The sequence below is a fragment of the Arthrobacter sulfonylureivorans genome (assembly GCF_047607445.1).
In the GTDB taxonomy this organism is placed as follows: domain Bacteria; phylum Actinomycetota; class Actinomycetes; order Actinomycetales; family Micrococcaceae; genus Crystallibacter; species Crystallibacter sulfonylureivorans_A.
This window is the reverse complement of record NZ_JBLKRT010000002.1, coordinates 140,162-153,512: the sequence shown is the minus strand read 5'-3', so window position 1 is coordinate 153,512 and position 13,351 is coordinate 140,162. Positions and strand designations below refer to the sequence as shown.

Sequence of the window (13,351 nt, the reverse complement as noted above, 5' to 3'; positions counted from 1 at the left end):
CCCGACGGGCTGAAGCTGCCGATCTTTCGGGGAAGAAACGAATGCTCCCGGCACCACCTCGGTGCCGGGAGCATTCGTTATCCAGCTTCGCCGGAAACAGCTCGGGAACTACGCGAAGTACTTCGGCAGCGTTCCCTCGTGCGCTTCCTTCAGTTCGGCCAGCGGCACGGAGAATTCGCTCTGGAAGTCCAGTGCGCCGTTCTCGGTGTCCACCACGCCGATGCGCATGAACGGGAAGCCCCGCGCGCCGCACATGTCCTTGAAGCGGACTTCCTCGCTGCGGGCCACGGAGACCACGGCGCGTGCCTGGGACTCGCTGAACAGCAGGGTGAACAGGTCAACGCCGTCGCGCTCGCAGACCTCGCCCAGGCCGATCCGGGCACCGACGCCGAAGCGCAGGGCCATCTCGGACAGCGCGGCGGCCAGTCCGCCTTCGGAGATGTCATGCGCCGCGTCGATCATGCCGTCGCGGGAAGCATTGATCAGCAGCTCGCCCAACAGCTTCTCGGCGGCCAGATCCACTGCCGGCGGCTTGCCGCCCAAGTGTCCGCGCAGGTTGGCCCACTCGGAACCGTCCAGCTCGTCGCGCGTGGTGCCCATCAGGTAGATCGCCTGTCCGTCCTCGCGCCAGCCCGACGGCGTGCGGCGGGCGACGTCGTCGAACTTGCCCAGCATGGCCACAACCGGCGTCGGGTGGATCGGGGTGGATCCGGTCTGATTGTAGAGGGACACGTTGCCGCCGGTGACCGGGACGCCCAGATCCATGCAGCCGTCGGAAAGGCCGCGGATCGCTTCCGCCAGCTGCCACATGACATCCGAGTCTTCGGGTGAGCCGAAGTTCAGGCAGTCGGACACGGCCATCGGCACGGCACCGGTGGTGGCGACGTTCCGGTAGGCCTCCGCCAAGGCCAACTGCGCTCCTTGGTAGGGGTCCAGGAAGGTGTAGCGGCCGTTTGCGTCGGTGGCCAGCGCGACGCCGAGGCCGGTCTGCTCGTCCACGCGGACCACACCGGCGTCGTCGGGCATGGCCAGTGCGGTGTTGCCGCCCACGTAGCGGTCGTACTGGTTGGTCACCCAGTCCTTCGAGCACATGTTCGGCGAAGCCATCAGTTCCAGCACGGCGGCCTTCAGGTCCTCGGCGCTGGCCGGGATCTCAGAGCCGGCGTCGGAGCCCCGGAAGCTGTCTGCCTGAAGCTTGTCCTGCCATTCCGGGCGGGCGTAGGGGCGGTTGTAAACCGGGCCGTCGTGGGCGACGGTGCGTGGGTCGACGTCGACAATCGTCTCGCCGTCCCACTTGATCACCAGGCGGCCGGTGTCGGTGACCTCACCGAGCCAGGAGTACTCCACGGCCCACTTGGCCATGACGGCCTCGAAGGCTTCGACGTTCTCGGGCGAGACCACAGCCATCATGCGTTCCTGCGACTCGGACATCAGGATTTCGCCCGGGGTCAGGGTCGGATCGCGCAGCAGTACCGAGGTCAGCTCAACGTCCATGCCGCCGTCGCCGTTGGAAGCAAGCTCCGAGGTGGCGCAGGAAATACCGGCCGCACCCAGGTCCTGGATGCCTTCGACCAAGGAGTCCTTGAACAGTTCCAGGCAGCACTCGATCAGCACCTTCTCCGCGAACGGGTCGCCGACCTGAACCGCGGGGCGCTTGGAGGGCTTGGTGTCGTCGAAGGACTCCGAGGACAGGATGGAGGCGCCGCCAATGCCGTCGCCGCCGGTGCGGGCACCGAACAGCACCACCTTGTTGCCCTTGCCGGAGGCATTGGCCAGCCGGATGTCCTCGTGGCGCATGACGCCCACGGCCAGCGCGTTCACCAGCGGGTTGCCCTGGTAGACGGAGTCGAAGACGACCTCGCCGCCGATGTTCGGCAGCCCCAGCGAGTTGCCGTAGCCGCCGATGCCGGCGACCGCGCCGTGGACCACGCGGGCGGTGTCCGGGTGGCCGATCGCACCGAAGCGCAGCGGGTCCATCACGGCCACCGGACGAGCGCCCATCGAGATAATGTCGCGCACGATGCCGCCGATGCCGGTGGCCGCACCCTGGTAGGGCTCCACCATGGTGGGGGAGTTGTGCGACTCGATCTTGAAGGTCACTGCCCAGCCGTCGCCCAGATCGGTCACGCCGGCATTCTCGCCGATGCCCACCAGCATGTGCTTCTTCATGTCCTCGGTGACCTTGTCGCCGAACTGGCGCAGGTGGACTTTCGAAGACTTGTAGGAGCAGTGCTCGGACCACATCACCGAGTACATGGCCAGCTCGGCGGCGGTGGGCCGGCGGCCCAGCACCTTGACCACCTCGTCGTACTCGTTCTGCTTCAGGCCCAGTTCGGCCCAGGGCATCTCCGTGTCAGGGGTCTGTGCAGCATGCTCTACGGTGTCGATGTTGAACTGGCGCCCCTTCTCGCGTTCCACGGCGTCGGCCGCCTGGCCGAAGCTCTGGACGTGTTCATTGCGGACCTCGGCGGAAGTCTCCAGCCGGGTGGCGGCGCTGGTCTGATTGGTCTCGGTCATTACTTGGCACCTGCAACAATCTTCGTCAAAACTGAGGTGAAAATCCCCAAGCCGTCGGTGCCGCCGCGCAGGGCAACGTCGCCAAAAGCGGAGGAATCGGGGCCGAACCCGGCTTCAACGGCGTGCTCGGGGTGCGGCATCAGGCCCACCACGTTGCCGGCCGCATTGCTGATGCCGGCAATGTCGCGCCGCGAGCCGTTCGGGTTCCCGTCCACGTAGCGGAACACCACGCGGTTCTCTGCTTCCAATTCGTCCAGCGTCTTCTCGTCCGCGACGTACTGGCCGTCCTGGTTCTTCAGCGGCACCACAATCTCGGCGCCGGCCTCGTACTGGCTGGTCCAGGCGGTGGCGTTGTTCTCCACCCGCAGCCGCTGGTCGCGGCAGAGGAAGTGCAGGTGGTTGTTCTTGATCATCGAGCCGGGCAGCAGGTGCGCCTCGGTCAGCACCTGGAAGCCGTTGCAGATACCCAGCACCGGCAGGCCGCCCCCGGCGCCGTCGACGATCTGGTCCATCAGCGGCGCGAAGCGGGAGATGGCGCCGGCGCGCAGGTAGTCGCCGTAGGAGAAGCCGCCGGGGATGATCACGCCGTCCACGCCCTGCAGGTCATGGTCGCCGTGCCACAGGCTGACTGCGGTGCCGCCGGCAATCCGGACCGCGCGGGCCGCGTCGCGGTCGTCCAGCGTGCCGGGGAAGGTGACGACGCCGATGCGCGCACCGGAGAGGCCGGCGTCGGGCGCCGGAGAAAAGTCGCCGATCAGGGGGGTCTCGGTCATTATTCGCCGGCTCCGATGGTCGCCTCGGTGATGACCTCCACCCGCGTGACGTCTTCGATCACGGGGTTGGAAAGCAGTGTGGTGGCGGCGTGGCGGGCCTGATCCAGGATCTCCTGGGTGACCTCACCGTCAACCACCAGTTCGAAGCGCTTGCCCTGACGGACCTCGCTGAACCCGGTCTGGCCCAGACGGTTCAATGCGCCGACAATGGCTTTGCCCTGCGGATCAAGGATTTCGGGCTTGGGCATGACATCAACAACGATCCGGGGCATCCGGTCACTCCTGTGCTTGGATTGTGCTCTTCAAACGAAGCGAGGCGCGCGGAATCCAGTGCAGAATCAGTCCAACAATCGGTGCCGTCTCACGCTGACCAGCGCTCCGCGAGCTTGCGGGATCCATTCTACCGGCATCCGGAGGCGCTAATTTTACGGGACGACGGCGGTGAAAGCGGCCAACACCGTGCCGTTGTTCTGCTGGACTCGTAGCATGAATGCCATGAAGGAGAAGCCGCAGTCCATGCTGTTGCCCATCCTGGCCGCCGTGGTGCTGGCTGGTCTCGGGCGGATGGTGATCCAGAAGTTCCGGGCGGACCGGCGGGCAGAGGGCGCCGCGCGTGAGGACCTCGGCCGGAAAGTGAGCGAAGTCATGCGCGGTCGCCGCTGACAACGGCACCCTGAACTTGGCCTGCACCAACCCAGAGGCCCAAGCGGTCGCCCGGGAACACCCGGCGGCCTTGCTGCTGCGCGGCGGCCTAGCCGACGCATGGCGGTCTAGTCGGCGCCCCGCGGTCTATTCGACCACCCAGATGTCCAGCCGGACCTGGGCGGGAAGCCTGGTGCCGCTGCCCACCAAGATCCGCGACGAGAGCCAGCTCCATTCCGGTCCGCCGGCCAGCGCGCGGGGCGAACAGCGGAAGTAGATCCGCTCCGGGGGAACAGGTTCATTGCGGACCAGAGCGGCGATGTCTTCGGGTGAGCCGGTGCGGATGCCGAAGTTGTTGATGTAGATGCGTTCGCCGGAGTCGGTCTCGATGGCGTATTTGGCTTCGAGCTCGGTCATGGTGGATGAGCGCAGCAGCTGGAAGTCGGCGCCGCCCGCCAGCACTCGGCCGTTGAGCTTGGGCCCGGAAACGGTGCCGCCGGTAATCGGGATGATGCGGCGGATGCCTTCGGCGGTCTCGCCGACTTCGATCGGCTCGGCTACTTCTACCGCGATGCTGGCAAGGAAGGTCAGGCCAGGGGCCCCGGGCTCTCGCTGTAGGCTGCCGTGTTCTTCAACTGCGCCTTCGGCTGATTGCAAAGTCATGTATCGAGGTTATCCATGTCCGCTTCCGCTGCCCATGGATGTTTTTCCGTCATGTGATGTCGGAAAAAAGTCGTTGAACTATTCAACTATCCGGGCTCAGATGGGTGGAGTGACCACGACCACACAAGGAGCCAGCATGACCGAGACCACTGCCGTTCCGGCGAGAACCCAGCAGCGCCACCGGCGCAAAGACTTGCTGGCAGTTAACATCGGCAACGCCCTTGAGTGGTTTGACTGGAACATCTACGCGATTTTCGCGCCCTTTTTTGCGGCGCAGTTCTTTGTGTCCGGTGATCCGGTCTCCAGCCTGCTTTCTACCCTCGCGGTCTTTGCCGTTGGTTTTCTCATGCGTCCGGTGGGGGGATGGGTGTTCGGACGTATCGCAGACGAGAAGGGGCGCCGCTTTAGCCTGACTCTTGCCATCCTGCTGGCGGCAGCCGGCAGCCTGATGATTGCCATTGCGCCCACGTTCGAATCGGTAGGCGCCTTTGCCGGCGTCGTGCTTCTACTGGCCCGCCTGCTGCAAGGGCTCTCACACGGCGGTGAAACGGGTTCAGCGTTCACGTACCTGGCAGAGATGGCCCCGCCGGCCAAGCGTGGACTCTGGTCGAGCACGCCCTGGCTGGGTGTGGGACTGGGCACCATGCTGGCCACCGGGCTGGGCGTCTTGCTGACGGCCGTGCTGACGGACGCGCAGATGACCGAATTCGGCTGGCGCATTCCGTTCGCTGTCGGCGCGCTGTTGGGGCTGTACGCCATCTATATCCGCAGGACCATGACCGAATCCGAGGTCCACACCCAGGCCAAGGCGCAGGACGGCGGCCGCAAGCCAAGCCTCACGGACGTGATGCGGGAGCTGCGTCGCGAACGTCGAGGGCTGCTGCAGATCATCGGCCTGACCATCAGCGGGGTCGTGGCGTTCTACACCTGGTTCATCTTCGCTCCCGGTTATGCTGTCCGGTCCTACGGGATGGATCCGAACGCTTCGCTGGTTGCCGGGCTGCTGGGGCAGGCGGTGTTCCTCGCCGCGATTCCGGTGATGGGTTGGTTGTCCGACAAATGGGGGCGTCGGCGCGTCCTGATGATCTTTGCGGCAGGTTTTGTGGTCTGTGCATTCCCGCTGGAATGGCTGCTCAATAGTCACCCGCTGTCTCTTTTCGCCGCCATGGCCATCGGATCGGTGCTGTTGGCCGCGAACTGCGCACCGCTGGGGGCTGTCTTTGCAGAACTGGTGCCTACGCGTCTGCGGGCCACCATTATCGGCGTAGGTTACGCGACCTCCGGTGCCGTCTTCGGTGGCACCGCTCCGTATCTGAACACCTGGCTGTCCAGCATTGACATGCATTGGATGTTTGTCATCTACATGGTTATCTTGTGCCTGATCAGCGTCTTCGTTATCGTCCGCATGCCGGAGACCAAGGGCGTGCAGTTGCGCTAACAACCCGGCATTGTCCGGAGAAGGACCCCGGACAATGCATAAGTTCACCCTGCGCCAACTCGAATACTTCCGGGCTGTCGCCTTGCACGGCTCTATCTCCGCCGCGGCGGAGATAGAGATGGTGTCCAGATCGTCTATCTCCGCCGCACTGGACGACTTGGAACGCGCCATGGGAAGCACCTTGGCCATCAGGACCAAGGCGCAGGGGGTCGTGCTGACCGCCAATGGCCACGACGTGCTGCGCCGAGTTCAGTCCATCTTGCGGGAGACCGGCGAACTGGACCAGCTCGGCGATGAAACCGAACTGCAGGGAACCCTGACCATCGGGTGCTTTCCTTCGCTGGCGCCCACGGTGATTCCGCGATTGTGGCAAGAGTTCGCCCAACTGCACCCCAACGTCACACTCGACGTCGTTACGGCAGGGCGCGCGGAACTGGTGCGCCTGGCGGAGCAAGGCATGATCGACCTGGCCATCGCCTACAACCTGCACACGTTCGATCAGCTGGAGACGGCGGCCCTCTATGACACAGTCATGCATGCCATTCTCGCCGCCGGCCACCCATTGGCAGCCGAGGGCATGGTCCGTGCGGAGGATCTGGCAGGTGAACCGCTGCTGCTGATGGACCTATCACCCAGCTCCGAGGACATCCTCGGCTACTTCTCAGCGCTTGGTCTAACGCCGAAGATCGGTTTACGCACGTCACAGTTCGAATTCATCCGCTCCCTGGTTGCCCGGAGCATCGGTTACTCGATGTTCATCCAGCGGCCCAAGGCGGATACCAGTTACGAGGGATTGCCCATCCAGGCCGTGAGGATCCTCCCCCAACCTCCGCTTGAGCGCGCGTGCATTGGCTGGCTGAGCGGCCAGCGTCCCAACCGCCGCGCGGCGGCTTTCGTCGACCTTGCCGTGAGCAGGGCGGGCGAGCTGAAGCCCTTGGCCCTCTGATTAGACCTCGCCGGCGCGGCTGCCGAGCAGGGCTTGCATGCTGTTCCACTCCGAGATCTTGCAGCCGTCGGTCAAGGAGAATTGCTTGTCCACCTCGCGGCCGCTGATCGTTCCGGTGACCCTGGCCTGCTGGGGTCCGCCGTATTGCTGGGTGCAAATGCGGTTCCGGTCGGGCAGTTCGAAGAAGACCTTCTCCCCGTGCTTGGTCAGCGCAGCGCACGCAGCGTCGGCGTCGCGGACGGTGGACCCGTCGGCGGGCTGGCTGTCTTTGCATACCAGTTTCCGCTCGACCCGGGCATCGCTGCCGGCCGAGGTCAGCACGATGGTCAGATCAGCATCCATGGCGGTTCCTTCCTCGGTGGTCGGTGGCGTTGACTCGGAGGGTGCCCCGGGTGAACCCGTTCCGGGTGAAGCGGTCCCGGGGGAGGCGGGAGTGGTGATCCCGGGCGAGGGGGCCGGTTGGTTGCCCTGGCCGCAGGCCGCGAGCGACGGCGCGGCAAGCAGGCCGATGATGAGTGCGGCGGCTGGGAGCCCTCGGGTCCGCCGCGGGGCCGAACGTCGTGATCTGAACGCCATGATCATTCCTCCGCTCTCATGTTCCCAGTGTTGCCGGCCCCATCAAAGGTGCTGGGCGAAATTCACGTCCCGCCCCATCAAAGGTCCTGCGCGAAACTCTCGTCAGCCCCGCCGTCGAACAGGTCCAGGGCGTCCAGCAGCCGTCCGCGCAGCGCCTGTGCCTCGGCGGCGAAGGCCCGCTGGGCCGCCACGTACTGTGCCCGACCTTCGGTGGTCTCGATCCGCACCGGTTCATAGCCCCATCCGGACAGGTCGTACGGGGAGGCCTTCATGTCCAATTCGCGGATCCGCCAGGATAGCTCGAAGCAGTCCATCACCAGCTCGCTGGGCAGCGCGGGCGCCAGCTTGTACGCCCACTTGTACAGGTCCATGTTGGCGTGCAGGCAGCCGGGCTGTTCCAGCTGCCGCTGGTTCTCGCGCGTGGGCCGCAGCGTGTTCAGCGGAACAGCCTGCGGCGTATAGAAGCGGAAGGCGTCAAAGTGCGAGCAGTTGATCCGGCTGCCCTCCACCACCCGGTCCGTCCCCTCGGCGCCGAGCCGCAGCTCCAGATAGTCGTGCCGGACGCCGTTGAGCTGCGATTTGTACGCCATGGCCCACTCGTGCAGGCCGAAGCAGCCGAACCTCGCCGGCCGCGCTGCGGCACCGGCCAGGATGTCCCGGGAAAACGCCACGGCGGTTCCCCGCGCCGCCAGGAAAGCCTCCGCGTCAAAGGTGACGGCACCGCCGTCGTGCTCCAGACCTGCCGAGCGGCACTCCGCGGCAGTCAGTTCACGGTAGAACTTCCAGCCGAGGCGCTCGCGGGCAGCCGCACCGGTCAACACCACTCCCGCTCCCGGATGCCAGCGCAGCAGCTGGCCCGGCTTGAGGCTGTAGTAGGTGAAGAGGAAGTCTTCCACCGGGTGCTTCAGCCCGGCGGACCGGCGCTGCAGGTACGGCTCGGTGAATCGAGCGGCGCGGTCGTGGTGGGCCTGGGCGCGCGGCAGCCACAACTCCGGTTCAAGAACCCGGGGCCGGTCGAGGAGGGCCTGCTGCGCCATGGCTCCATTGTCCCAGCAGCGGCGGCAGATTGGCACCGGCTAAATGGCCAGCGCTTATAGCACCGCAGGCCGCTGCCGGAAAGAGCCGGCGTCACTATCGGGAAAGACGCACCCAAAAAAGGTGAAACAGTTCTTTCAGATCGGCCGTTACGGTACTTTTAGTTTCACAGGTGCACCAATGTGGCTGTTGTCACAGTTGGGGGAGGGGGCCGGCCTCGCACGCCGGTACGTCCAATACCCTGCGTGGCCGTTCACCGCGCGGGGTACAGCATTCGGTTGCGCCTGGGTCCGGACCAAAGCGGTCGGGCTCACCGGATGAAAGGCTTCACCGCTCATGACCAAGCAAAGCAGCAGCTTTGTGCGCCGGCAGGGAATGCGATCTGCCGCAGCACTCGCACTGGGGATCCCGCTGATCCTCTCCGGGGTGGCCGGCCCGGCCGCGGCCGCACCCGCCAACCTCCCGCGCACCATCACGTCCAACCCGGATGGGCAGCAGGCCATCTACGAGGACGGCCGCTACATCGTGATGCTGGATTCCGCTCCGCTGGCAACCTACGAAGGCGGTGTGGCCGGCATCGAGGCCACCAAGCCAGCCAAGGGCGAGAAGCTGAACGCCAGCACCGCGCACGCCAAGAAGTACCGCGCGCACCTGGCCAACAAGCAGGACGATGTCGCTGCCTCCGAAGGCGTGAAAATCCAGAAGAGCTTCACGACGGCGGTGAACGGCTTCGTGGCCGAGCTGACCGGACTGCAGGCGGCGGAGCTGGCCAAGAAACCCGGCGTCGTGGCAGTGGCTCCGGACGAGCAGCACCAGCCCGACTACGCCAGCACCGACTACCTGAACCTGCCCGGCCGCGATGGCGTCTGGGCCGAGCAGTACGGCGGCGCGAAGAACGCCGGCAAGGGCACCGTGGTCGGCGTCATCGACACCGGTTACTACCCGGAGAGCGAGTTCCTGGCCGGCGAAGAGGTCAAGCCGTTGCGCGGCAAGGCCAAGGTCGGCGAGCCGTACCTGACCGCCGAGGGCAAGATTGCCATGCTCAAGGCTGACGGCAGCACGTTTATGGGCGAGTGCCAGCCGGGCCAGGAGGGCTCCGGCTTCGACGGCACCGAATGCAACTCCAAGGTGCTCAGCGCCCGCTACTACGCCGACGACTTCCTGCGGACCGTCCCGGTGCAAAACCGCCACCCGAAGGAGTCCATCTCCCCGCTGGACATCGCCAGCCACGGCACCCACACCGCCACCACCGCCGCCGGCAACAGCGAGGTGGCACAGACTGTGGACGGCCGCGACTTCGGCACCGGCCACGGCGTGGCGCCCGCCGCCAAGGTTGCCGTCTACAAGATCTGCTGGGAGGACAACGACGAAGCCACCGGCGGCTGCTACACCTCCGCCTCCGTGGACGCGATCGAACAGGCCATCCTGGACGGCGTGGACGTGCTCAACTACTCCATCTCCGGCAACAACGACTCGGTGCTGGATCCGGTATCGGTGGCGTTCCTGAGCGCCGCCGAGGTGGGCATCTTCGTTTCCGCCTCGGCTGGCAACGCCGGCCCGGCCCCCACCACCGTCAACCACAGCGCACCGTGGGTGACCACGGTTGCCGCCAGCACGTTCTCCAACGAACTGCAGGGCACGGTGGAACTGTCCGACGGCACCAAGTACCGCGGCACGTCCATCATGAACCGCGAAGTTCCGCAGACCAGCCTGATCCTGTCCGCCGAGGCCGGCGCGGCAGGCGCCACCGCCGACGAGGCGAGGCTCTGCTACCCGGGCAAACTCGATCCGGCCAAGGTTGACGGCAAGATCGTGGTCTGCGACCGCGGCGTGAATGCCCGTGCGGACAAGTCCGTGGCGGTGAAGGACGCCGGCGGCGTCGGCATGGTGCTGGTGAACGTGGTGCCCGGATCGCTCGATCTGGACCTGCACGCAGTGCCCACCGTCCACATCGACGACCCGTCCATCAAGGACAAGGTGGCCGCCGATCCGGCGCTGACCGCTGCGCTGCGCAATAAGGACACCACCGGCCTGGCCGGTAGCCCGGTCCCGCAGATCGCCGCGTTCTCCTCGCGCGGCCCGTCCACCGCGGTGGACTCCAACCTGCTCAAGCCTGACGTTGCCGCCCCGGGCGTGAACGTACTGGCCGGCGTTTCCCCGGTGCTTGGCGGCGAGACCAACGGCTTCATGTCCGGCACCTCGATGGCCGCCCCACACGTTGCCGGTCTCGGCGCACTGCTGCTGGCCGAGAACCCCCAGTGGTCACCGGCCACGGTGAAGTCGGCGATGATGACCACCGCGGGTGATCTGGTGAACGAGGACGGCACGGTGAACGAAGACCGCTTCGCCACCGGCGCCGGCCACGTGGATACCGCGCGAATGGGCGACCCGGGCCTGGCCTACGACGCCGACGTCAATGACTGGCTGGGCTTCATCCAGGGCACCGGCCTGGACCTGGGGCTGAAGAAGAAGGAAACCATCCAGTCCAAGGATCTCAACGTACCGTCCTTCGCCCTCGGGCAGCTGGCCGGCACGGTCACCGTGGAGCGCACGCTCACGGCCCTGGAAGCCGGTTCCTACACGGTGGACGTGGACCTGCCCGGCGTGGCCGTCAAGGTCTCCCCGAAGAAGCTGACCTTCGCGAAGCCGGGCCAGGAGCGCACGTTCAAGGTCACCTTCGAAAACGTGAACGCCCCGCTGGACGAGTTCGCCATGGGCTCGCTGGTCTGGACGGAAGAGGGCAAGCGCGGCAAGGGCAGCGGCCAGCATACGGTGGCTTCCCCCATCGCCGTCCGGCCGGTCACGGCCATGGCTCCGGCCAGCATCGCCTTCACATCCGACGCCGGCGACGGCACCGGCTCGTTCAAGGTCACCTCGGGCACCAACTCGCCCATCGAGCTGGCGGTCGAGGGCCTTGCCAAGGCCAACGCCACCGAACTGGAAAAGACCCCCGGCCAGCCGGCCGTGATCGGTTCCAACGGCAGCACCGGCTTCGCCCCGCAGGCCGTACCGGCCGGTGCCACGTTGGCGCAGTTCGCCATCAACGCGGCGGATGCCGGAGCGGACTGGGACCTGCACGTGCTCACTCCTGCCGGCACGGTGATCTCCGCCGCCACGGCATCGGCCAGCGAGTCACTGGTAATCAACAACCCGACGCCGGGAACGTACTACGCGATCGCGCACCTGTACTCCAGCCCGGACGGCAAGGCCAGCAAGGGCGCCATCAACACGGTGGCGCTCAGCGGCGATTCGAAGAACCTGACCGTCAGCCCGGACCCGCTGAAGCTGCGCAACGGCAAGACCGGCACGGTGCAGGCCGCCTGGTCCGGCTTGGAGCCCGGCAACTGGGTGGGCCTGGTGAAGTTCAGCGACGGCGCATCCACCGCGGTCACCGTCAATGTCACCGGCGACGGCAGCGTGGCGCAGGAACCGGCAGCTGAAGGCGGCGCGGTGATTGTCGACGGCGGTGCCTCCCAGCAGCCGGAGCAACGCTCCGGCCGGTAACGGCGGCGGTTCCTCGCAACCTTGCGAGGACATGAAGAAGGCGGCCGGTGGTTGAACCACCGGCCGCCTTCGCTGTCTCCGTGGGCTTCCGCCCTACCTGCGCTTCAGGCCAGGTCGTGGCTCCCGGCCTCCTGCGCGGCCTCGGCCTGCTCAGCACCCCCGGCTTCCCGTGCCGCCGCGATCAGGGCATGCATCGTGGCATTCAGGTCCCGCAACTGCTCCCGTTCCAGGCCGAGCCGCGAGAGCATGGTTCCCGGCACGGCCAGAGCCTGCTCGCGCAGCGCAACGCCGGCCTCCGTCAAACCCACGGCCAGTGCCCGCTCGTTGCCTTCCATCCGCTCCCGGGTCACCAGCCCGGCCTGTTCCAGCCGTTTGAGCATGGGGGAGAGTGTGGCCGGTTCCTGCTGAAGTGCCTCGGACAGGTCCTTGACCATCCGCGGGCTCTGCTCCCAGAGCGCCAGCATCACCAGGTACTGCGGGTGGGTGATGCCCAGCTTCTCGAGCACCGGTTTGTACGAAGCCACCACACTCCGCGAGGCCACCGACAGTGCGAAACACAGTTGGTGCTCCAGCAGCAGGTCTTCTGTTGTTCCCGCTGTCACGGCCATCACTCCCGATTGGTTAGTGCACTAATTGTTCGTCCCCTATTATGGATACGACCGCCCGCAGAGTCCACCGGGCACCGGAAGAAGGATCACGCACATGGCCGAGAAGAAGTCCCGCGTCAACGCGTTTATGCGGGCGACCGGCAAGTTCCGCTGGGTCTTCGGCCCGGCGCAGAAGAGCGGCGTCGACCATCCCATGACCGAGGAGAACAAGGCCCTGCTCAAGCAGCGCGAGGCCGAAGCATCGCAGTGGGAAACGGTCACCCGGGCCGACGGCAGCACCTACATCGTGCCGAAGAAGCAGTCCTAGGAATCTGCCGGCCCATCGCGGGCCCGGGCGGGCTGTTCGCCGCCCAAAACCCTGTATTTCCGTACCGCTGCTCGTTACACTGATGCCACGGATTCTTCCGAGCAAGAGGTGATTCAAATGGCTGGGAATTCGCGTTTCATGAACCGATTCATGCGTGCCACGGAGAAGGCGGCAAAAGTGTGGGGTCCGGCGGACCGGATCGATGCGGATTCCCCTGTGGTCCACCGGCACGACGCCGCGGAGAAAGCCTCGGAGGAACAGTTGTCGCAGATCGAAGTGGAGCGGGAAGCCGGCCACTCGTACGCCTACCGCAGGCCAGCGAAGCCTGAAGCCTGAGCCGCC

13 protein-coding genes are annotated in these 13,351 nt (G+C 66.1%); 6 read left to right on the top strand and 7 right to left on the bottom strand.

Annotated features, from left to right (window positions below; all coding sequences use genetic code 11):
- Positions 1–108 precede the first annotated feature (108 nt).
- From purL to purS, 3 genes are read right to left on the bottom strand one after another with little or no spacing between them, the layout of a single operon-like run.
- On the bottom strand, positions 109–2,517 hold the full coding sequence (gene purL / locus ACMX2H_RS01850) for a phosphoribosylformylglycinamidine synthase subunit PurL (RefSeq protein ID WP_414958699.1): 2,409 nt from the start codon (positions 2,515–2,517) through the stop codon (positions 109–111).
- Positions 2,517–3,290, bottom strand: coding sequence for a phosphoribosylformylglycinamidine synthase subunit PurQ (purQ, locus tag ACMX2H_RS01845; protein WP_136786110.1), 774 nt, complete (start codon positions 3,288–3,290; stop codon positions 2,517–2,519). The genes purL and purQ overlap by 1 nt, the downstream gene beginning before the upstream one ends.
- Positions 3,290–3,562: a phosphoribosylformylglycinamidine synthase subunit PurS gene (gene purS, locus ACMX2H_RS01840; RefSeq protein ID WP_364644954.1), complete on the bottom strand. Its 273-nt coding sequence runs from the start codon at positions 3,560–3,562 to the stop codon at positions 3,290–3,292. The genes purQ and purS overlap by 1 nt, the downstream gene beginning before the upstream one ends.
- A 223-nt stretch (positions 3,563–3,785) precedes the next feature.
- On the opposite strand from purS, the gene ACMX2H_RS01835 reads away from it, so the two are divergent.
- The gene (locus ACMX2H_RS01835; protein ID WP_414958698.1) at positions 3,786–3,953 is read left to right on the top strand and encodes a hypothetical protein; all 168 of its coding nucleotides are present in this window, start codon (positions 3,786–3,788) and stop codon (positions 3,951–3,953) included.
- A gap of 126 nt (positions 3,954–4,079) precedes the next feature.
- Here the strand turns inward: ACMX2H_RS01835 and ACMX2H_RS01830 are convergent, their stop codons facing one another.
- On the bottom strand, positions 4,080–4,595 hold the full coding sequence (locus tag ACMX2H_RS01830) for a DUF3237 domain-containing protein (RefSeq protein ID WP_414958697.1): 516 nt from the start codon (positions 4,593–4,595) through the stop codon (positions 4,080–4,082).
- Positions 4,596–4,731: 136 nt separating this feature from the next.
- Between ACMX2H_RS01830 and ACMX2H_RS01825 the strand changes: the two genes are divergently transcribed.
- Positions 4,732–6,033 carry an MFS transporter gene (locus tag ACMX2H_RS01825; RefSeq protein WP_414958696.1) on the top strand — a complete coding sequence of 434 codons (1,302 nt, stop codon included), beginning with the start codon at positions 4,732–4,734 and terminating at the stop codon, positions 6,031–6,033.
- A gap of 34 nt (positions 6,034–6,067) precedes the next feature.
- Positions 6,068–6,979 carry a LysR substrate-binding domain-containing protein gene (locus tag ACMX2H_RS01820; RefSeq protein WP_414958695.1) on the top strand — a complete coding sequence of 304 codons (912 nt, stop codon included), beginning with the start codon at positions 6,068–6,070 and terminating at the stop codon, positions 6,977–6,979.
- On the opposite strand, the gene ACMX2H_RS01815 is transcribed toward ACMX2H_RS01820, so the two are convergent.
- Positions 6,980–7,321: an SSI family serine proteinase inhibitor gene (locus tag ACMX2H_RS01815; protein ID WP_414958694.1), complete on the bottom strand. Its 342-nt coding sequence runs from the start codon at positions 7,319–7,321 to the stop codon at positions 6,980–6,982.
- A 311-nt stretch (positions 7,322–7,632) separates the two neighbouring features.
- Positions 7,633–8,592, bottom strand: coding sequence for a 3-methyladenine DNA glycosylase (locus ACMX2H_RS01810; RefSeq protein ID WP_414958693.1), 960 nt, complete (start codon positions 8,590–8,592; stop codon positions 7,633–7,635).
- Between the two features lie 334 nt (positions 8,593–8,926).
- Here ACMX2H_RS01810 and ACMX2H_RS01805 point away from each other — a divergent pair, with 334 nt between their 5' ends.
- Complete coding sequence (locus ACMX2H_RS01805; protein ID WP_414958692.1) at positions 8,927–12,094, top strand: S8 family serine peptidase; 3,168 nt, start codon at positions 8,927–8,929, stop codon at positions 12,092–12,094.
- 104 nt (positions 12,095–12,198) lie between these two features.
- Here the strand turns inward: ACMX2H_RS01805 and ACMX2H_RS01800 are convergent, their stop codons facing one another.
- On the bottom strand, positions 12,199–12,702 hold the full coding sequence (locus ACMX2H_RS01800; protein ID WP_414958745.1) for a MarR family winged helix-turn-helix transcriptional regulator: 504 nt from the start codon (positions 12,700–12,702) through the stop codon (positions 12,199–12,201).
- A 94-nt stretch (positions 12,703–12,796) separates the two neighbouring features.
- On the opposite strand from ACMX2H_RS01800, the gene ACMX2H_RS01795 reads away from it, so the two are divergent.
- Positions 12,797–13,009, top strand: a complete 213-nt coding sequence (locus tag ACMX2H_RS01795; RefSeq protein WP_364644974.1) for a hypothetical protein — start codon at positions 12,797–12,799, stop codon at positions 13,007–13,009.
- Between the two features lie 138 nt (positions 13,010–13,147).
- A complete protein-coding gene (locus ACMX2H_RS01790) occupies positions 13,148–13,345 on the top strand; it encodes a hypothetical protein (RefSeq protein ID WP_414958691.1) in 198 nt (65 codons plus the stop codon).
- Positions 13,346–13,351 lie beyond the last annotated feature (6 nt).

What these genes read in the sequence shown, in the direction of transcription:
- purL (WP_414958699.1), bottom strand. Translation starts at nt 2,517, where the DNA reads ATGACCGAGACCAATCAGACCAGCGCCGCCACCCGGCTGGAGACTTCC.
- purQ (WP_136786110.1), bottom strand. Translation starts at nt 3,290, where the DNA reads ATGACCGAGACCCCCCTGATCGGCGACTTTTCTCCGGCGCCCGACGCC.
- purS (WP_364644954.1), bottom strand. Translation starts at nt 3,562, where the DNA reads ATGCCCCGGATCGTTGTTGATGTCATGCCCAAGCCCGAAATCCTTGAT.
- ACMX2H_RS01835 (WP_414958698.1), top strand. Translation starts at nt 3,786, where the DNA reads ATGAAGGAGAAGCCGCAGTCCATGCTGTTGCCCATCCTGGCCGCCGTG.
- ACMX2H_RS01830 (WP_414958697.1), bottom strand. Translation starts at nt 4,595, where the DNA reads ATGACTTTGCAATCAGCCGAAGGCGCAGTTGAAGAACACGGCAGCCTA.
- ACMX2H_RS01825 (WP_414958696.1), top strand. Translation starts at nt 4,732, where the DNA reads ATGACCGAGACCACTGCCGTTCCGGCGAGAACCCAGCAGCGCCACCGG.
- ACMX2H_RS01820 (WP_414958695.1), top strand. Translation starts at nt 6,068, where the DNA reads ATGCATAAGTTCACCCTGCGCCAACTCGAATACTTCCGGGCTGTCGCC.
- ACMX2H_RS01815 (WP_414958694.1), bottom strand. Translation starts at nt 7,321, where the DNA reads ATGGATGCTGATCTGACCATCGTGCTGACCTCGGCCGGCAGCGATGCC.
- ACMX2H_RS01810 (WP_414958693.1), bottom strand. Translation starts at nt 8,592, where the DNA reads ATGGCGCAGCAGGCCCTCCTCGACCGGCCCCGGGTTCTTGAACCGGAG.
- ACMX2H_RS01805 (WP_414958692.1), top strand. Translation starts at nt 8,927, where the DNA reads ATGACCAAGCAAAGCAGCAGCTTTGTGCGCCGGCAGGGAATGCGATCT.
- ACMX2H_RS01800 (WP_414958745.1), bottom strand. Translation starts at nt 12,702, where the DNA reads ATGGCCGTGACAGCGGGAACAACAGAAGACCTGCTGCTGGAGCACCAA.
- ACMX2H_RS01795 (WP_364644974.1), top strand. Translation starts at nt 12,797, where the DNA reads ATGGCCGAGAAGAAGTCCCGCGTCAACGCGTTTATGCGGGCGACCGGC.
- ACMX2H_RS01790 (WP_414958691.1), top strand. Translation starts at nt 13,148, where the DNA reads ATGAACCGATTCATGCGTGCCACGGAGAAGGCGGCAAAAGTGTGGGGT.